This is a genomic window from Thermoanaerobaculia bacterium (assembly GCA_035717485.1).
Lineage (GTDB): Bacteria > Acidobacteriota > Thermoanaerobaculia > UBA5066 > DATFVB01 > DATFVB01.
The window spans coordinates 1-18,314 of the sequence record DASTIQ010000323.1 but is presented as its reverse complement, the minus strand read 5'-3'; the positions used below and the strand labels follow the sequence as shown (position 1 = coordinate 18,314).

The window sequence follows — 18,314 nt, the reverse complement described above, 5'->3', positions numbered from 1 at the left end:
GAACGTCGCGAGCGTTTCGGGGGCCGGGTGATGGAACCGGTTGCGACGGCCGCACGAGAGGAGCGCCGCGCGCGGAGCGAACGCCCCGACGAAATCGGCGCGCGAGGACGTCCGGCTGCCGTGATGGCCGACCTTGAGGATGTCGACTCGGGGCGGCGACGGCAGGGACGACAGGATCTCGCTCTCCGCGGGTTCCCCGGCGTCTCCGGTCAGCAGAACCCGGCGCCGGCCGTGGACGTAGAGGAGCACGACCGACTCGTTGTTGATCGGGTCCTTCTTGAAGGGCCGGCCTCCGGACCGCAGCACGCGAAACTCCCCCCCTCCCCACGGGAGGCGCTCTCCCGTCCGGAGGATCCGCACCGGCACCCGGCAGGACCGCGCCTCCCGATCGAGGCGCGCGAAAAGCTCACCCGCGTCCTCTCCGTCTCCGTGGAAGAACGCGCGCACGCGGAGATCGCGGAGCACGTCGAAGATCCCGGCGGCGTGATCGGGGTGGGGATGCGAGAGAACGACGCCGTCGAGAGAGCGAATCCCGCGATCGAGGAGCTTGGGAAGGAGCCGGGCGCGCCCGAAGTCCTCCGCCCCGGAGAAGCCCCCGCCGCCGTCGACGAGAAAGGCGGAATCGCCGGAGCGCATCAGGAACGCATCCCCCTGCCCGACGTCCAGCGCCTCCACCGAGAACTCGGCGGGACGGAGACCGGCCTTTCCGCGGAGGGCGAGCGCGGCAAAGAGCGCCGCGTACGCCGCCGCCGCGACCGCACGCCTCCTTCCGGACAGCGCCGCGACCGCTCCCGCGAGGACGAGAAGGGCGAGGATCGCGGCGAAAGGCGGAGTGACCGCGAAGAGCGTCGCGCCCCGGAGCCTCGAAGCCGCGAAGGCCGTCGCCCGGTATGCCGCATCGAACGCCGCGCCGGGAATCGCCGCGGGCAGGCCCGCCGCCGCCGCGCCGAGAACGAGCCCGCCGAGGGCCATCAGCGCCGCCGCGGCGGGAAGCCCCACGGGGGCGACGACCCAGGCCGCCGCCGATGCGGCGTTGAATCGCCACAGCATGAGAGGCGCGGTCCCGATCTGCGCCGCCGCGGTCACCGCGACCGCGAGACGGACCCGATCCGGAAGGAATCTCAGGCTCTCCGCGATCGGCCGCGTCAACCCGGCGATCGCGAGCGAGGCCGCGTAGGTCATCCAGAAGCCGAAGCGCCAGAGCTCGGCCGGCTCGGCCGCGAGAACGACGAGCGCGGAGGCTCCGATCGCCTGGAACACCGTCACCGGGCGTTCCCGGAGCCGCGCGAGGAGGAGAACGAAGAGTGTCAACGCCATCCGGACGACGGACGGGCCCGCTCCCGCGACGAGCGCGAACGCCGCGATCCCGGCGAGGAGGACGGCGTCCCGCGCGCGCCTCCGCACCCGGAGCGCGCGAAGCAGCGCCGAGAGGATCGCCGCGAACAGGGCCACCTGCAGACCCGAGGCGAGGAGCACGTGCGAGAAGCCGCCCTGACGGATCCGCGCGGCCGCTTCCCGGTCGAGCTCCCCCGTACGGCCGAGGAGGAGCGCGGCCACCGGCTCCTGGACCGTTTCACGGGGGAGGCGCGCCGCCCGGAGGCGGCGCGCGAGGAACGAGTTCACTTTCGCCGCCCACCCGGTCGCCGTCGTTCCGACGACGCGGACCTGCCAGCCGCTCTTGAGCACGCCCCGCCAGACCCGGCCGGGGACCGGCAGATCGCGCGTCGAAGCGGAATCCTCGGGCGGCTCGAGCGAGACCGTCAGCGCCACACGATCGCCGCGGTTCCCGGGGAGCGGCGCGGCCCCGAACGCCCGCACGTCGATCTCCGCCGGGAAATCCTCCTCCGCTCCTCCCTGCGAGACCGTCTCGGCGCGCATCCGGGTTCGCCGGCGATCGTCCGGGCCGGTCCAGAAATCCTCCAGGACGCCGACGATCCGGGCCGGCCGGTCGAGATCGACGCGTGCGCCCGCGGCTTCCGCACGCTCCGCCGGCCGCGCGACGCGCGCGCGCCCCGCCGCGAAGCCGCAGCACATCGCGAACACCGCCGCCCATGCTTGCCCGCCGGAATCCCGCCGCAGCAGCGCGACGAGGGAGAGCGCCGCGGCCGCCGCGGCGAGCCCCGTTCCCGCCACGCTCCACCCGCCGGCCCACACGCCCGCGCCGAAGAATGCCGCGCCCGCGAGCAGGGGCGCGGAACCGCGTCGGGCGATCGGTCGGATCACGCGCGTTCTCCGGCGGAGCTCAGAGGCGGGGACTTCCGCCGGACGCCCGGTTCCCGGACCCGGGGCGGCGGTTCAGCGGCGGTCGAACGCGACGATCGCCTCGACGCGGTGGGTGAGCGGGAAGAAATCCTCGAGACGGGCGGCCGCGATCGCAAAGCCCGCCGAGAGGATGGGCCGCAGATCGCGCGCGAAGGATCCGGGTTCGCATGAGACGTATATTAGCCGCCGCCTGGCGAGACCGGCGATCGCCGCGGCCGACGGGCCGAGCCCGCCCCGGGGAGGATCCGCCACGACGACATCGTGGGTCTCTTCGCCCGCCGCCAGGTACTGCTCGACGGCGATCCGGCGGATTTCGATCCGGCCTTCGGCGCCGAGCCGCTCGCGGTTGGCGGCCGCGTCCGCTGCCGACGAGGGCGAGCCCTCGATCGCGGTGACGCTCGCCCCCGCCTCGACGAGGGCCTGGGAGAGGAGACCGGCTCCGGAATAGGCGTCGAGTGCCCGCGACGGGTGCGCGGCCGCGGCGAGGTCCCGGACGAGCTCGAAGAACGGAAGGAGGCGATGCCGGTTGACCTGGAAGAAGGAGCCCGCCGACACCCGGAAGGCGCGCCCGCCCACGTCGACGTCGAGCGCCCCCGGCGATTCCGGAAATCCCTCGCCCGCGCTCCTCCAGACGAGCCGGTGCGCCTCCCCCGTTTCGACGGTCTCGAGGGTTTCGACGGTTCCCTCGGCGTGCGCGAAGAGAGCCGCCTTCCCGCGCGTTTCGCGGGAAACGATCTCGCAGCCGTCGAGCGGCACGATCCGGTGGGACCGGCGGGCGTAGAACCCCACCTCTCCTCGGGAGGCATGAAACTGATTCCGGAGCCGGTATTCGAGCGCCGAGGCCGAGATCGGCAGCTCTCCGAACGCGGGAGCGGCCGTCCCGCCGAGCCGGAGCATCGTCTCCAGGAAGAGCTCCCGTTTCCAGCGCCGGGCGGCTTCCGGGAGCACGTGCGCCCAATCCGTCCCTCCGCACCGGGCGGAGTGCGAGTCGGCGGCGCGCCGCTCCGGCGACGCATCCCGAACGGCCTCGGTCTGGGCGCGCGCGTACTTCGCCTTCTCCTGGTAAACCGCGGCGTCCACCGTTTCTCCCGGGAGCGCGCCGTCCACGAACACGACCTTGCCCGCGTCGTGAGCGATCCCTTCGCCCGTCGGGGCGAGCCGTTCGATCGCGAGGCGGACCGACCGCGTCACGTCAGCAGCGAGAGCCGCGGCAGGGAGTGGATCGCGCGGAGACGCTGGCGCGCCAGCACGTCGCGGGTCCGCCGGAGCGCCCGCTCGTCCATTCCTTCCGCGTCGCGGGCGAGCCGCCGGTCCACCTCCGCGCGGATCGCGTCCCGTTCCTCCGCGGGAAGGCTCTCTTCGACCTCCCGCAGGAGCTTCTTCTCGATCCGCGCGAGGGACTGCTCCGTCTCCTCGGGCGTCTTTCCGGAGTCGGCGAGCCGCTCGATCGAGCGGCGCGCCGACTCCGCCGCCTCGGCGAAACGCGGATCGACGGCGGCCAGCGTCCGCGCGAGCTCCCCGAGGCGCGGGCCGACCGCTTCCGCTTCCGCCGTTTCCGGGCGGCCGACGCGCGCGGAAGCGCGCCGTTCCCACGCCTCGAGCACGGCTCCCTCGCAGTAGGAGAGGCTGTTCACCTTCGCCGCGGCGCCGCGTTCTTCGCGCCGGTCGAACGCTTCGGCGATTCCCGCGCAGACGTCGGCCGCGGGGATGCCGAGCTCGAACCAGCGGCGGACGAGCGCGTAGTCCTTCGGGGAGAGGAGAAACGGCGTCCCGCGCCGCCGGATGAACTCCGTCTCGATTTCCGTGAAGTACTGCCGACCCTGCTCCTCGTCGGCCATGTCAGCCGCGGCGCGGCCGGTTTCTCTCGTCGAGGATCCTGAGCCCCTCCAGCGTCAGATGCGGGTCGATCGTTTCGATCTTCGACGAGGCGCGGCCGAGCAGCTCGGCGAGGCCGCCCGTCGCCACGACCTTCGGTTTCCCGTCCATCTCCGCGGCGATCCGGTCGATGAGCCCGTCGACGAGGCCGAGATAGCCGAAGTAGAGCCCGGACTGGATCGACGCCGTGGTCGTCTTCCCGATCACCGCCGACGGCCGGCGAATCTCGACGCGCGAGAGTCGCGCCGCGCGGGAGAAGAGCGCCTCCGCCGAAATCATCACGCCGGGAGTGATGACCCCGCCGGCGTACTCGCCGGCCGCGTTGACGACGTCGAACGTCGTCGCCGTGCCGAAGTCGACGACGATGCACGGGCCTCCGTACTTCTCGAAGGCCGCGACGGCGTTCACGATCCGGTCCGCGCCGACCTCCTGCGGATTGTCGTAGAGGATCGGCATGCCGGTGCGGATGCCGGGCTCGACGAAGGTCGCGTCGAGGCCGAGATATTTCCGGAAGGCGGTCTTCCAGGGGAACTGGAGCGACGGAACGACCGTCGCCACGATCGCCCGCGCCACTTTCGGCGGCGGCGAACCGAGGAGGCCCGTCAGCAGGATGCCGATCTCGTCGGCCGTCGCGTCGCGTCGCGTCGCGAGGCGCCAGTCCGCCGTCAGCGACTTCCCCGCGTACAGTCCGAGCACCGTGTTCGTGTTCCCGACGTCGACGACGAGGAGCGCCGCGCTCACCAGGATCCGACCTCTCCCGACGTCACCACGACCTCCGAACCGCCGACCCTCAGCCGGAGGAATCCATCCTCCGTCAATCCCGCGAAACGCCCGACGACCGGCGCTCCTCCTTCGGGCGGAGACACGCGGATCTCCGCGTCCGCCTCGTGACGCGAACGTTCGAGCCATCGCTCGACGACCCGGGCGTCCTCCGGCGCGGCGAGATACCGGTCGCAGGCGCGGCAGATCTCCGCGAAGACCCGGGAGAGCGAAGGCGCTCCCGAGGCGACGGCCTCCGCGCTGGTGGCGCCTTCGCCGAAGTCCTGCGCGGCCCCGCACACGTTCACTCCGATCCCGATCGCGGCGTGCGTCTCGTCTCCGCGCGTTTTCGCCTCCGTGAGGATTCCCGCGACCTTGCGGTCTCCCGCGAGGACGTCGTTGGGCCACTTGAGCCGGCTCTCGACGCCGGCGGCCGAGGCCAGCGCTTCCGAAACCCAGACGCCGGCGGCCAGCGGCAGGTGCGGCAGACGGGCGCCGGCGGGAACGCGGAAGACGAACGTCGCGTACACCCCCCCGGCCGGGGACCGCCAGCTCCGGTCGCGGCGCCCCCGGCCCTCGCTCTGCATCGCCGCCGCGATGACCGTCGGCTCCAGCTCGACCTCCTCGACCAACGAGTGGTCGATCAGCCCCCGGGCGACCGCGTTCGTCGAATCGACCGAGGGAAAGAACACGAAATTCGCGAGCCGCCGATAGCCCTTCCCGTCGAAAGGATCCCCGAAGACGTCGATCAATGCGGCGTCCCGGCGAGGGCGGCCCGGCGCTTCTCCATCTCGAACAGCCTCTGCCGCGACTTCTGCACGACGAGGTCCGGCGCCTTTTCGAGGTACTCGGGGTTCCGCAGCCTCGCCGCGAGGACCCGGATCTCGTCGTCGAGCTTTCCGAGCTCCCGCTCGATTCCCGCCCGGTCGGCGCGGGCCTCCCGCTGCGCGAAGCGCATGGCGACCGCCACTCCTTCCACGACGTCCCGTGCGTCTCCGGGCGCCGCGGGCTCGAACTCGAGCGCCGAGAGCCGGCCCAGCGCGACGAGCACCGGCGCGAGCTCGCGGAGGGCCGGGCCGTGCGGAGCGTCGGGAGCGACGCGCAGCTCGACGGGCTCGGTCGGGGGGGCGCCGCGCTCGGACCGGAAGTTCCTCACCCGCGTCAGGATCTCGGCGAAGGCGTGGACGGCGGCGTCCGCGTCGGGAGCGACGAATGCGGCATCGAACTTCGGGAACGGAGCGGTCGCCAGAAGCGTCCCGCTGCCGAGCGCCTCCCAGATCTCCTCGGTGACGAACGGCGCGAACGGGTGGAGCAGCGCCAGCACGTCGCGCAGGCAGGCGTGGAGCGTTCGGCGCGCCGACCGCCGGTCCGCATCGCTCCCGGTCTTCCCCGAGAGGATCGGCTTGACCATCTCCAGGTGCCGGTCGCAGAAGTCCCGCCAGACGAAATCGTAGATGCTCGCCGCCGCCAGATCGAAACGGAATTCGCCGAGCTGCCGGCCGACGGCCTCGATCGTCTCGTGGAGGCGGGAGAGGATCGCGCGGTCGAGGAGCGGGAGAGCGCGCGGATCGGCCGCCTCGGCGCCGGGCTCCTCCGGCGGGACCTCCTGCGCGAGGACGAACCGGGTCGCGTTCCACACCTTCGTCATGAAGGCCCGCGACCCCGCCATCCGGCTCCGCGCGAGGGGCAGGTCGCGGCCGGGCGAGGCGAGCGACAGGAGCGTGAAGCGCACGGCGTCGGCGCCGAACTCCGCGATCACGTCGAGAGGATCGATGACGTTCCCGCGCGTCTTCGACATCTTCTCCCCCTTCTCGTCGCGGACCAGGCCGTGGAGATGGAGGATCGCGAACGGCGGCGTGCGGGTCAGCCGGAGGCCCGCCATGATCATCCGGGCGTCCCAGAAGAACAGGATGTCGAAGCCGGAGACGAGGACGTCGGTCGGGTAGAACTCGCGCAGGTCCTCGGTCGATTCCGGCCAGCCGAAGACGGAGAACGGCCACAGCTGCGAAGAAAACCAGGTGTCGAGCACGTCGGGATCCTGGACGAGATCCGGCAGGCCGCACGTCGCGCATGCCGCGGGCCGCTCTTCCGCCACCGTGACGTGGTCGCGGGCGCAGTAGTACGCGGGAATGCGGTGTCCCCACCAGAGCTGCCGGGAAACGCACCAGTCGTGGATGTTCCGCATCCACTCGAAGTACGTCTTCGTCCAGTGCTCGGGGAAGAACCGGATCTCTCCGCTCTCGACGGCGGCGATCGCGGGACCGGCGAGCGGCGCGACCCGCACGAACCACTGGTTCGAGAGATAGGGCTCGATGACGGTGTCGCAGCGCTGGCAGTGGCCGACCGCGTGCACGTGCTCCCGCGCGTCGACGATCCGCTGCTCGGCCCAGAGCCGCTCGAGGACGCGGGCGCGGGCGTCGAAGCGGTCGAGACCGGCGAACGGCCCCGCTTCTCCGGTCATCCGGCCGTCGGGACCGATCACGAGCACGGCCGGAAGGCCGTGCCGGGTCGCCGCCGCGAAATCGTTCGGGTCGTGCGCCGGCGTGACCTTCACGATGCCCGATCCGAACTCGCGGTCGACGAAGTCGTCTTCGACGACCGGCAACCGGCGCCCGAGGATCGGGAGGATCGCCGTCTTCCCGACGAGACGCCGGGTCCGCGGGTCGTTCGGGGCGATCGCGAGCGCGGTGTCCCCGAGGAGCGTCTCGGGACGGGTCGTCGCGACGATCGCCCCGACGTCGTCCCCCTCGACGTCGTACTTGATGAAGTACAGCTTCCCGGGAGTTTCGACGTGGTTGACCTCGAGGTCGGACACCGCGGTGCCGCATCTCGGGCACCAGTTCACGACGTAGCGCCCGCGGTACACCAAGCCGTCGCGGTGGAGGTCGACGAAGACCTTCCGCACCGCTCGCGAGAGCCCCTCGTCCAGCGTGAATCTTTCCCGGCTCCAGTCGAGGGAGCAGCCGAGGCGCTCCAGCTGGTGGCGGATGGAGTCCTTCGACTCCTTCTTCCACTCCCAGACCTTCTCGACGAACGCCTCGCGGCCGATCGCCTTCCGGTCGATCCCCTCCCGCGCCAGCGCCCGCTCGACGACCATCTGCGTCGCGATGCCGGCGTGGTCCGTTCCCGGCACCCACACGGTCCGCAATCCCTGCATCCGCTTCCACCGGACGAGGGCGTCGACGAGGGAGTTTTCGAGCGCGTGGCCGATGTGGATCTTCCCGGTGACGTTCGGAGGCGCGATCACGACCGAGAACCGGGGATCGCCGGGACGCCCTCCGGGACGGAACGCGCCCGCCTCCTCCCAGCGGCGCGATTGCCGTTCTTCGAACGAGGAGGGGTCGAAAGTTTTGGGCAGGCCGCTCGGGGAAGCCACCGGAACTATCGGGAGTCGCCGGAGGGCTCGGCTTCCAACTCCCGCAGGCGCTGCCGGACGAGGATTTCGGCGATCTCCGGCACCACTTCCCAGGCGATGTCGCGGACGATCCTCTCCGAGAGCCGCTCCACGACTCGGCGGGAGATCCTCTCGACGTCGTCGTCCGAGAGGGAGACCGGCGCCGCGATGCGGCTGACCATGCTCGCGAGGTCGGAAATCGACGCCCCCTGCGCGAGCCGTTCGATGTCGGGAGCGATCTCCGACGGCCCGAGCACCTCCGTGTCGGGAGGCGCGGCGGGCGCGGGGGCGGTTTCGACCGGGGGCATCGACGGCTCGGGGGGCGCCGCCTCCGTCTCGCCGACGGGAGCGGCGGAACGGGACTCCGGCGCGGAGCTCGGTTCCGGCTCGGGTTCCGCGTCGCCGTGGAGGAAGACGGGCTCGGAAGGAAACTCGGGAGGCGGCACGAGACGCGAAGCGACGAGCTCCTGCGTGATCTCCTGGTCCGCGCGCGAGGACCACGACGGCGGAATCTCCAGCGACGGCGCCTCGGTCTCCCGCTCGGACGGCGGCTCGACGGCCGGAAACTCGAAGACGTTGTCCGTCTCGGAGAACGCCTCGGCGCCCGTCTCCTCGACCCCCGCTCCGGGTTCGGCCGCCGCGGACCTTCCGAAAGGCGACGTGTCGTCCATGGGAAACGCGAGGGGTTCGGGGGAAGGCGCCGCCGGACGCTCCGCGTCGAGCGGGCCCGGCTCGATGCGTCCGGCGGGCTCCGCCTCGAACGCGCTCTCCGCCGGAAACTCGGCGAAGTCGAGCCCCGAGTCGGACGGAGTCGGGTGGCCGATCTCGCCGGTCCGGAACGCGCGGGTCTCCACCGGAGACGCTTCGGGGGACGCCGGAACCGCGACCGTCGTCGGCGACGGCCGCCGGCCGTGCAGCAGGCTCTCGACCTGGACGAGGAGATTCTTCGAGTCGAAGGGTTTCGTGACGATCGCGTTCGCGCGGGCGCGCTCGGCGCGATCGCGGTCGAACGGCTCGAACGTGCCGGAGAGGAGAATCACCGGAATGTCGGCGAGCGACGGGGTGGATTTGATCGCCTCGCAGACTTCGTACCCGTTCTTGCCGGGCATCACGACGTCCGCCATCACGAGATCGGGTCGGTGCCGTTCGAGGGCGGCGAGGGCCTCCGCGCCGTTGCTGACGGTCGTCAGTTCGTAATCGGTGTCCGAGAACGTCAACTCGATGACCTTCTGGATGGTCAACGAGTCGTCGGCCAGCAGAATCGACTTAGGCATTGTTCCTCACGAGATGGGAAACCACTGTCATTAAAAAATTTACCCCGCGCCGCTCCCCGGTGTCAATCGAAAGCTTCCGGCCATCACCCGCCTAGGCAGGCAGGGAGCCCTGGGCATCGCCGAGCCGGGCGGCGAGATACCGGGACGGCGGGCGCCGTCCCGTCTCCCGGGCGAGGTAAAGGCTCGCGTCGACGACCCCCGCGAGGGAAACGCCGGTCGAAACGCCCAGTCCGTCCAGCAGATAGAGCAGATCCTCCGTTGCGAGATTGCCCGTCGCCCCGGGCGCGTACGGACACCCGCCGAGGCCTCCGGCGGAAGAATCGAAGATCGTGACGCCGCAGTCCAGTCCGGCGCAGACGTTGGCGAGCGCCGTCCCGCGGGTATCGTGGAAGTGAAGCGCGAGCACCTCGCGGGTGACCCCGGACGCATAGAGCGTCTCGACGACGTCGTAGACCTGGTTGGGTGTCGCGACCCCGATCGTGTCGCCGATCGAGATCTCCTCGATTCCGAGATCGAGGAGCATGTGGACCACCTCGCGCACCGATTCCGGCTCGATCTTCCCCTCGAACGGACACCCGAACGCCGTCGAGATGTAGGCCCGCACCCGGATCTTGTCCTCCTCCGCGGAGGCGACCACGGGACGGAACCGCTCGATCGATTCCTCGATCCCGCAGTTGATGTTCCGCCGGTTGAACGTCTCGGAGGCCGCCGTGAAGACCGCGATTTCGCGGACGCCGACCGCGCGCGCCGCCTCGAACCCCTTCATGTTGGGCACGAGAACGGGGAGACGGAGGCCGCTCCGCCGCCGGACGCCCCGCACGACGTCCGCCGCGTCGGCGAGCTGCGGGATCGCCGACGGCTTGACGAAGGACGTCGTCTCGATCGCCGTGAGGCCGGCGTCCGCGAGCTTCTCGATGAACCCGATCTTGACCGCGGTGGCGACGTTCTCCTTCTCGTTCTGGAGCCCGTCGCGCGGGCCGACTTCGTAGATCGTCGCGCTCGGCGGAACCCTCGGGCGCGTGATCGAGTAGGGCAGTTCTTCGGACATGCGGCGATTATCCCGCGAATTCCACGAGCGGCGCTCCCGCGTCGACCTGGTCGCCGACGAGATACGGGAGGCGGGCGACGGTCCCGTCGTGCGGCGCCTTGATCTCGTGCTCCATCTTCATCGCCTCGAGCACGAGGAGAGTCGTTCCGCGCGTCACGGTCTCTCCTTCCGAGACGAGGAGCCGGACGATCCGCCCCGGCATGGGCGCCCTCAGCCCGGCGTCGTCCCGGGCGCTCCGCCCCGCTCTTCCGGGGGCGGGCGCGGCCGTGAATTCCCAAACGTCGCCTCCGCACCAGACGAAGATGGTCTCCCCCGCCCGGGCCGTCCGGACGGGGGTCCGGCGCCCGCCGTAAGACACTTCCCGGATCTCCCCGTCGCGCGTCTCGACTTCCGCTCCGGCCGGCACCTCGAGCGCTTCGACGTCCGAACCCCGGATCCAGCCGATCGAACGGCCGCTCACCGGTTCCTCCAGCCGTCCGTTTCGCTCCACGGGCCGGCCGCCGTGGCCGCCGCCGGCGAGGATCCCCGTGCCGCGGCCGCCGCCGCGATCGCCTCCGCGGGGGGGCGCCTCGTTTCGACCGCCGGAAGCCGGGCGAGGAACGCCGTGTCGGTGTCGCCCGCGGCGAACCCGTCCGAGTCGACGATGCGCCGGAGGAGCGGCAGGTTCGTCGTCACGCCGAGGATCGCGTACTCGGACAGAGCGCGCCGCATGCGCGCCACCGCCGCCGCGCGATCGCCCGCCCGGACCACGAGCTTGGCGAGGATCGGGTCGTAATCGATCCCGACGCGGGACCCGCGTTCGATTCCGGAATCGACGCGGATGCCGGGGCCGGACGGCTCCTGATAGACGAGGACCGTCCCCGACCGCGGGAGATGCGTCTCCGGGTCCTCCGCGTAGATCCGGCATTCGATCGCATGGCCCCGGGTCGCCCGGCCCGGCCAGTCGGCGGGAATCGGAGCGCCCTCCGCGACGTCGAACTGCGCGGCGACGAGGTCGATCCCGAGCGTCTCCTCGGTGACCGGGTGCTCGACCTGGAGACGCGTATTCATCTCGAGGAAGAAGAACCGCTCGTCGCCATCGACGAGGAACTCGACGGTCCCGGCCCCGACGTAACCGACGGCCCTTCCGGCCGCCGCCGCGGCCCCGGCCATCCGCCGCCGCGTCTCCGCGGCGATCGAGGCGGCGGGAGCTTCCTCGACGATCTTCTGGTGGCGCCGCTGGATCGAGCATTCCCGCTCCCCGAGAGCGACGACCGTTCCGAAGCGGTCGCCGAAGATCTGCATCTCCACGTGGCGCGGGCGCTCGATCGCCTTCTCGAGGTAGACCGTCGGATCGCCGAACGCGGCCGCGGCCTCCCGGCGCGCTCCGGCGAGTCCCGCCGCGAGATCGTTCGCCGCGCCGATGAGGCGCATCCCCTTCCCTCCCCCGCCCGCCGACGCCTTGACGAGCACCGGAAAGCCGATCCCGTCCGCCGCGCGCGCGAGCGCCGCGTCGTCGGCGGTCTCGTCCTGGAATCCTGGGACGACCGGGACGCCGGCCTCGAGCATCCGTTTGCGGGCCGGGATCTTCCCGCCCATCGCGCGCATCGCCGCGGGCGGCGGTCCGACCCAGACGAGCCCCGCGCCCTCGACCGCCTCGGCGAAATCGGCGTTCTCCGAAAGAAACCCGTAGCCCGGATGGACGGCGTCGGCCCCCGTCCGCCCCGCGGCGTCGAGAACGCGCGGGATCGACAGATACGACTCGAGCGCCGCCGGAGGGCCGATCTCCACCGCCTCGTCGCAGAACTCGACGTGGCGCGCGTCGCGATCGGCCGTCGAATACACCGCCACCGTCCGAAGACCGCGCTCGCGGGCGGTCCGCGCGATCCGGACCGCGATCTCGCCGCGGTTGGCGATGAGGAGCTTCCGGATTTTCATTCGTCGCGATTGTAAGCCGGCGCGGCCGATCGGGTCGGACGGGTTCGCGTCTCGCCGCCACGAGCCGCCCCGCTCTGCCGAACACGCGGGAGCTTCCCCGGCCGCGATCCGCTAGAATCGTCGGCGATGAACGGAATCGACGGAAACCGGCGGACCTTCCGCTGCCCGACCTGCGCGAAACGTTTCACCTTCTGGCGACCGGAAGCGCTCCCGGGAGCGAAGGTCAAGTGCTATTACTGCGGCGCGGAGTTCGAGGACGACGCCGCCCGGCGCGCGCCGGCTCCCCCTCCGCCGGCCGCGACGCCGACGCCCCCGGCGCCCGCCGGCTGATCGACGGACGCGGGCGTTCGGCGGACCGTCCCTCGAGGGGCTACCGGCCGAGCCGACAGAATTCCGGCGTGAAGGGATACCGCACCGGAGCGTTCCGCTCCGCCGATTCGTAGATCGCGACGATCAGCTCCAGCGACTTCCTCCCCTCGCGGCCGCCGATTTCGGGCTCGCCGCCGGCGGCGATCGTGCGAGCGACTCCGGCCAGGTATTCGTGGTGGCCGAAGCCGTAGACGTTCGGGGGATTCGAGCGGTAGACGGAGAGGACGTCTTCGTCCTCCTCCTCGACGCTTTCGAACGTCCAGCGCCTCATCTCGTTCAAGGCGAATCCGCCGATCTCGACGACCCCGTGCTCGCCGAGAACCGATATCGACGCCTCGATGTCCGTGGGCCGGGCGGCGGTCGTCGCCTCGATCGTGCCGAGCGCGCCGCTCGCGAAGCGGACGACCGCGACGCCCGTGTCCTCCGCCTCGATCCGGACGAGCTGCCGCGCCGTCATCGCGAAGACCTCCGCCACCTCGCCGAACATCCACTGCAGCATGTCGACGTGGTGCGAGGCCTGGTTCGTGAGCGCGCCTCCGTCCTCCGCCCAGGTGCCCCGGTAAGCGTCCTGGTCGTAATAGTCCTGGCGGCGGCACCAGCGGACCCGGATGGCGCCGAGCGTGAGTTTCCCGAACCGGCCGCCGTCGAGCGCCTCTCGGAGCTTGACGACGGGGAGGTTGTAGCGATTCTGCTTCACGACGAAGAGGCGCCGCCCGAGCCGTTCCGCCTTCGCGATCATCGCGTCCGCGTCGGCGAGCGAAAGCGCCATCGGCTTCTCGACGAGAACGTTCGCGCAGGTCTCCATCGCGTCCAGCGCGATCGAGGCATGCGAGCCGGAGGGCGTGAGCACGTGGACGAGGTCGGGCTTCTCCTTCTCGAGCATCTCCCGGTAGTCGAGGTACGGGCGTCCGCCGAAATGGCCCGCCAGCGCCTCGGCCTTTCCCGGATGGACGTCGGCGAGCGCGACGAGGGAGAACTCGGGCATCGACGTGAGGAGGCGGACGTGGCGGTCGGCGATCCTCCCGCAGCCGATCAGCGCCGCGCGGATCGTCATCGGGTCCGGGACCAGGACGGGCGCCGCTTCTCCAGGAACGCCGTGAGCCCTTCCTTTCCCTCCGGCGACCCGCGCCGCTCCGCGATCGCGTCCGCGGTCACCGGAAAGGCCGCGTCGATATCCATCCCGGCGACGCGGTCGATCAGCTTCTTCGCCGCCGCGACCGCCTCGGGGCCGGAAGTCAGGATCGCGTCGACCTTGCGCCCGACGGCCGCGTCGAGGTCGGCATCCTCCGCGACGGCGTGGACGAGGCCGATCCGACGCGCCTCCCCGGCGTCGAACCGCTCCCCGGTCAGGAAACAGTCGCGGGCGTTCCGGGCGCCGATGGCCCGCAGCACGTAGGGCGAGATCGCCGCCGGGAGGATCCCGAGCTTGACCTCGGCGAGCGAGAACACCGTCGCCGCCGCCGCGATCGCAATGTCGCAGACCGCGGCGAGCCCCACCCCTCCGCCGATCGCCGCGCCGCGGATCCGGCCGACGACCGGGAGCGGACAGGTGTCGATCGTCCGCAGCATGCGCGCCATCCGGCGGGCGTCTTCGCGGTTCTCCTCGGGAGAGAATCCCCCCGCCCGGCGCATCCAGTTCACGTCGGCCCCGGCGCAGAAGGTCTTTCCCTCCCCGGTGAGGACGACGGCGCGGAGGTCGCCGCCCGCTTCGAAGCCGGCGAAGACGCGCGTGAGCTCGTCGATCATCGCCTCGTCGAACGCGTTCCGCACCTCCGGCCGGTTCAGCGTGACGGAAACGACGGGGCCGTCGCTCTCGACCCGGAGCGTTCTGTATCCGTCGTCGGTCATGCGACGGCGATTCTAGTGCAGCGACGGTCTCCCGACCGCCGCTCTCGCTCCCGACACCGTCGAGGCGCGGGGAGGCGCGAGCCCGGCGGGATGCGGCGGGTCGCCCCGCCCGCGGACCGAGCCGTACCGGAAACATCCGGAAGACGCCGAAGCGGGTTTCCTCGGCCGGCGCGTTTTCCGCGGCCGCGAGCGCGAGCGCGACGACGTCCCGGGTCTGCGCCGGATCGAGGATCCCGTCGTCCCACAGGCGGGCCGTCGCGTAGTAGGGATTTCCCTCCGCCTCGTATTTCTCGCGGGTCGGGCGCTCGAACTCGGCGATCTCGTCCGCCGTCATCTCCGGTTCGCCGCGGCGCTTCCGCTGGTCCTGCTTGACCGTCGAAAGAACTTTCGCCGCCTGCTCCCCTCCCATGACGGAGATCCGCGCGTTCGGCCACGTCCAGAGGAACCGAGGCTCGTACGCCCTTCCGCACATCGCGTAATTCCCCGCCCCGAAGGAGCCTCCGATGATGATCGTGAGTCTCGGCACCCGGGCATTGGCGACCGCGTGCACCATCTTGGCCCCGTCCTTCGCGATCCCGCCGCGCTCGTACTCTTTTCCCACCATGAACCCCGTGATGTTCTGGAGGAAGAGGAGGGGGACGTTGCGCCGGGCGCACATCTGAACGAAATGCGTCCCCTTGAGCGCCGACTCGGAGAAGAGAATGCCGTTGTTGGCCACGATACCGACGAGAAAACCGCGGATCCGGGCGAAGCCGGTCACGAGCGTCGCGCCGTAACGCGCCTTGAACTCGTGGAACCGCGACCCGTCGGCGAGCCTCGCGACGACCTCGCGCACGTCGTACGGCTTTCGGGTGTCGCGGGGGATCACGCCGTAGAGCTCTTCGGGCGGATATCGGGGTTCCTCGGGCGGAAGGCGGTCGGGCGCGGCCGGGCGTTCGGTGTGGAGGTTCCCGACGATCGACCGGACGATCTCGAGCGCGTGGGCGTCGTCCTCCGCGAGATGGTCCGCGACTCCGGAGAGGCGGGTGTGCACGTCGGCGCCCCCGAGGTCCTCGGCGGAGACTTCCTCGCCCGTCGCCGCCTTCACGAGCGGCGGCCCTCCGAGGAAGATCGTCCCCTGTCCCCGGACGATCACCGCCTCGTCGGACATGGCGGGCACGTAGGCCCCGCCCGCCGTGCAGGACCCCATCACCGCCGCGATCTGCGGGATCCGCTTGGCCGACATCCGCGCCTGGTTGTAGAAGATCCGCCCGAAGTGCTCCCGGTCGGGAAAGACGTCGGCCTGGAGCGGAAGGTACGCCCCGCCGGAGTCGACGAGATAGACGCACGGAAGGCGATTCTGCTCCGCGATTTCCTGGGCCCGGAGATGCTTCTTCACGGTGATCGGGAAGTAGGTTCCCCCCTTGACCGTCGCGTCGTTGGCGACGACCATCACCTCCCGGCCGGAGACTTCGCCGATTCCCGTGACGATCCCGCCGCCCGGCGCCTGTCCGTCGTACATCCCTTCGCCGGCGAGGGTCGAGAGTTCGAGAAACGGCGCGCCCGGGTCGAGCAGCGCGTCGATCCGGTCCCGCACGAGCATCTTTCCCTGCGCCGCGTGGTGCTCGCGCGCCCGGTCGTCCCCTCCGAGGCGGGCCCGGACGCTTCGCGCGTCGAGCTCGGCGAGCAGCGCCCGCATCGCGTCCGCGCGAGCGCGGAACGACTCCGAGGCGGGATCGAGCTTCGATTCGAGGACGTCCACGCGGAGTGAATATAACGCGTCCGAAGCAGCCCCTGCCGAACGGCGCGGGCTACCGGGAGCGGCTCCCCTTCGCGGTCCGGGTGCGGGGGCGCCTTCGCAAGCTCCGGCCGGGCGACACGATCGACGCTCCGTCGTTCCTCCGGGCCCCGCGATCCGACGAGTCCGCCCGAAGGCTCCTCGCGCCGGTCAGGCGGTCGCGGTGCGCGGGGCGTCGGCGCCGACGGCGTTCGCGATCGCGGCCGCGCGGTCGGTCTTCTCCCAGTGGAACTCCGGCAGCGGCCGCCCGAAGTGTCCGTACGCCGCGGTCTTCCGGTAGATCGGCCGCCGGAGGTCCAGCGCCTCGATGATCCCGCGCGGAGTCAGGGGGAAAATCTCGCGGACGGCCGCCTCGAGGCGGTCCTCGCCGACCTTGCCGCTCCCCTTCGTGTCGATCAGGATCGAGACGGGATCGGCGACGCCGATCGCGTAGGCCAGCTGCACCTCGCAGCGGGGCGCCGCTCCCGACGCCACGATGTTCTTGGCGATGTACCGGGCCATGTAGGAGGCGGAGCGGTCGACCTTCGTCGGATCCTTGCCGGAGAACGCGCCGCCGCCGTGAGAGCCGACTCCTCCGTAGGTGTCGACGATGATCTTGCGCCCCGTGAGCCCGCAGTCTCCCTGCGGTCCGCCGACGACGAAGCGTCCGGTCGGGTTGATGTGGAACTTCGTGTGGCGGTCGATCATGCCCGCCGGGATCGCGGGCTTCACGATCGCCTCGATGATCTGTTCCCGCAGATCCGCGTGCTTGATCGCCTCGGCATGCTGCGTCGAGACGACGATCGCCTCGCAACGCACCGGCCGCGGCCCGTCGTACTCGACGGTCACCTGCGACTTCCCGTCCGGGCGCAGGAAATCGAGCTCCTCCTTCCGGCGCGCCTCCGAGAGCCGCATCGTCAGGGCATGCGCGAGCGTGATCGGCGTCGGCATCAGCTCCTTCGTCTCGTCGCAGGCGTAGCCGAACATCAGCCCCTGGTCCCCCGCTCCGCCCGTGTCGACGCCCTGCGCGATGTCGGGCGACTGGCGGTCGATCGACGAAATGACGGCGCAGGTCTGGTAGTCGAAGCCGTACTTCGCGCGCGTGTAGCCGACGTCGCGGATCGTCTGCCGGACGACGTCGGGGAAGTGCACGTAGCAGTCGGTCGTGATCTCGCCGGCGATGAACGCCATTCCCGTCGTGACGAGCGTTTCGCACGCGACGCGCCCCATCGGGTCCTGCTGGAGGATCGCGTCGAGGATCGCATCGGAAATCTGGTCGGCGATCTTGTCGGGATGTCCCTCGGTCACCGACTCCGAAGTGAAGAAGTGCTTTCCGTCCCGCGGCATTCCGGCTCCTTTCGCCCTGTCGAAGGGGGGCGAAAAAAAGTATCAGGACGGCCGGTGGAATGCAAACAGCGACGCCCGTCGTGCTTCGTCTTCATCGGCGCGGAAGGAGCGCGCGGATCCGCTTCGCGGCCCGCTCGGCGGCCGGGGGATCGAGGTTCGAGAGAACGACCACCGTCGTTCCGCTCTCGAGCTCCATGTCGAGCGCCGCGTTCACGCCCGGGCTCCCTCCCGCGATGCCGAGGCCGCCTCGGGTCGGGAGCCCGGCCCCGGGCGTCGGAGCGTCGCTGCGGAAGAACACCCACGCGGTCCACGCCGGGGGAAGGAGCCGACCGCTCCGGAGCGCGACGTCGAACTTCAGGAGATCCCCCGCCGTCGAGTATCCGCCCCCCGCCGAGCTGCCGCGCGCGGGGTGCGAGTCCCGATTCGGGTGCAGCGCGCCGCCGTGGCGGGTGTAGCCGATCGCGC

15 protein-coding genes and 1 pseudogene are annotated in these 18,314 nt (G+C 71.1%); 1 reads left to right on the top strand and 15 read right to left on the bottom strand.

What is annotated here, in order from left to right; genetic code table 11:
• The 10 genes from VFS34_17045 to VFS34_17000 form a co-directional block, all read right to left on the bottom strand.
• On the bottom strand, positions 1 to 2,223 hold a 2,223-nt coding region (locus tag VFS34_17045; GenBank protein ID HET9796157.1), incomplete at its 3' end, for a ComEC/Rec2 family competence protein.
• 72 nt (positions 2,224 to 2,295) lie between these two features.
• Positions 2,296 to 3,453 carry a TRAM domain-containing protein gene (locus VFS34_17040; protein HET9796156.1) on the bottom strand — a complete coding sequence of 386 codons (1,158 nt, stop codon included), beginning with the start codon at positions 3,451 to 3,453 and terminating at the stop codon, positions 2,296 to 2,298.
• Positions 3,450 to 4,100, bottom strand: a complete 651-nt coding sequence (locus tag VFS34_17035) for a hypothetical protein (protein HET9796155.1) — start codon at positions 4,098 to 4,100, stop codon at positions 3,450 to 3,452. The genes VFS34_17040 and VFS34_17035 overlap by 4 nt, the downstream gene beginning before the upstream one ends.
• A 1-nt stretch (position 4,101) precedes the next feature.
• The gene (locus VFS34_17030; protein HET9796154.1) at positions 4,102 to 4,878 is read right to left on the bottom strand and encodes a type III pantothenate kinase; all 777 of its coding nucleotides are present in this window, start codon (positions 4,876 to 4,878) and stop codon (positions 4,102 to 4,104) included.
• A complete protein-coding gene (locus VFS34_17025; GenBank protein HET9796153.1) occupies positions 4,875 to 5,648 on the bottom strand; it encodes a biotin--[acetyl-CoA-carboxylase] ligase in 774 nt (257 codons plus the stop codon). The genes VFS34_17030 and VFS34_17025 overlap by 4 nt, the downstream gene beginning before the upstream one ends.
• Positions 5,645 to 8,272, bottom strand: a complete 2,628-nt coding sequence (locus VFS34_17020) for a valine--tRNA ligase (protein ID HET9796152.1) — start codon at positions 8,270 to 8,272, stop codon at positions 5,645 to 5,647. The genes VFS34_17025 and VFS34_17020 overlap by 4 nt, the downstream gene beginning before the upstream one ends.
• A gap of 5 nt (positions 8,273 to 8,277) precedes the next feature.
• Positions 8,278 to 9,564: a response regulator gene (locus tag VFS34_17015; protein HET9796151.1), complete on the bottom strand. Its 1,287-nt coding sequence runs from the start codon at positions 9,562 to 9,564 to the stop codon at positions 8,278 to 8,280.
• A gap of 91 nt (positions 9,565 to 9,655) precedes the next feature.
• Entirely contained in the window at positions 9,656 to 10,612 is a 957-nt protein-coding gene (locus tag VFS34_17010; protein HET9796150.1) for a hydroxymethylglutaryl-CoA lyase, read from the bottom strand.
• A gap of 7 nt (positions 10,613 to 10,619) precedes the next feature.
• A complete protein-coding gene (locus VFS34_17005; GenBank protein HET9796149.1) occupies positions 10,620 to 11,072 on the bottom strand; it encodes a biotin/lipoyl-containing protein in 453 nt (150 codons plus the stop codon).
• Complete coding sequence (locus VFS34_17000) at positions 11,069 to 12,529, bottom strand: biotin carboxylase N-terminal domain-containing protein (GenBank protein HET9796148.1); 1,461 nt, start codon at positions 12,527 to 12,529, stop codon at positions 11,069 to 11,071. Before VFS34_17000 ends, VFS34_17005 begins: the two co-directional genes overlap by 4 nt.
• Positions 12,530 to 12,655: 126 nt before the next feature.
• Here VFS34_17000 and VFS34_16995 point away from each other — a divergent pair, with 126 nt between their 5' ends.
• On the top strand, positions 12,656 to 12,859 hold the full coding sequence (locus tag VFS34_16995; protein ID HET9796147.1) for a hypothetical protein: 204 nt from the start codon (positions 12,656 to 12,658) through the stop codon (positions 12,857 to 12,859).
• A 40-nt stretch (positions 12,860 to 12,899) separates the two neighbouring features.
• Here the strand turns inward: VFS34_16995 and VFS34_16990 are convergent, their stop codons facing one another.
• The 5 genes and pseudogenes from VFS34_16990 to VFS34_16970 form a co-directional block, all read right to left on the bottom strand.
• Complete coding sequence (locus tag VFS34_16990) at positions 12,900 to 13,952, bottom strand: Gfo/Idh/MocA family oxidoreductase (protein ID HET9796146.1); 1,053 nt, start codon at positions 13,950 to 13,952, stop codon at positions 12,900 to 12,902.
• Positions 13,949 to 14,746 carry an enoyl-CoA hydratase/isomerase family protein gene (locus tag VFS34_16985; protein HET9796145.1) on the bottom strand — a complete coding sequence of 266 codons (798 nt, stop codon included), beginning with the start codon at positions 14,744 to 14,746 and terminating at the stop codon, positions 13,949 to 13,951. Before VFS34_16985 ends, VFS34_16990 begins: the two co-directional genes overlap by 4 nt.
• Positions 14,747 to 14,879: 133 nt before the next feature.
• Positions 14,880 to 16,487 (bottom strand): annotated as a pseudogene (locus VFS34_16980) (carboxyl transferase domain-containing protein).
• 186 nt (positions 16,488 to 16,673) lie between these two features.
• Positions 16,674 to 17,849 carry a methionine adenosyltransferase gene (gene metK, locus VFS34_16975; GenBank protein ID HET9796144.1) on the bottom strand — a complete coding sequence of 392 codons (1,176 nt, stop codon included), beginning with the start codon at positions 17,847 to 17,849 and terminating at the stop codon, positions 16,674 to 16,676.
• Between the two features lie 91 nt (positions 17,850 to 17,940).
• Positions 17,941 to 18,314, bottom strand: a 374-nt coding sequence (locus VFS34_16970) for a serine hydrolase (protein ID HET9796143.1), incomplete at its 5' end; no start/stop codon positions are given.

Excerpts from the sequence above, each read along its gene's own strand:
- VFS34_17035 (HET9796155.1), bottom strand. The coding sequence starts at position 4,100 with ATGGCCGACGAGGAGCAGGGTCGGCAGTACTTCACGGAAATCGAGACG.
- VFS34_17015 (HET9796151.1), bottom strand. The coding sequence starts at position 9,564 with ATGCCTAAGTCGATTCTGCTGGCCGACGACTCGTTGACCATCCAGAAG.
- VFS34_17010 (HET9796150.1), bottom strand. The coding sequence starts at position 10,612 with ATGTCCGAAGAACTGCCCTACTCGATCACGCGCCCGAGGGTTCCGCCG.
- VFS34_17000 (HET9796148.1), bottom strand. The coding sequence starts at position 12,529 with ATGAAAATCCGGAAGCTCCTCATCGCCAACCGCGGCGAGATCGCGGTC.
- VFS34_16995 (HET9796147.1), top strand. The coding sequence starts at position 12,656 with ATGAACGGAATCGACGGAAACCGGCGGACCTTCCGCTGCCCGACCTGC.
- VFS34_16990 (HET9796146.1), bottom strand. The coding sequence starts at position 13,952 with ATGACGATCCGCGCGGCGCTGATCGGCTGCGGGAGGATCGCCGACCGC.
- VFS34_16985 (HET9796145.1), bottom strand. The coding sequence starts at position 14,746 with ATGACCGACGACGGATACAGAACGCTCCGGGTCGAGAGCGACGGCCCC.
- metK (HET9796144.1), bottom strand. The coding sequence starts at position 17,849 with ATGCCGCGGGACGGAAAGCACTTCTTCACTTCGGAGTCGGTGACCGAG.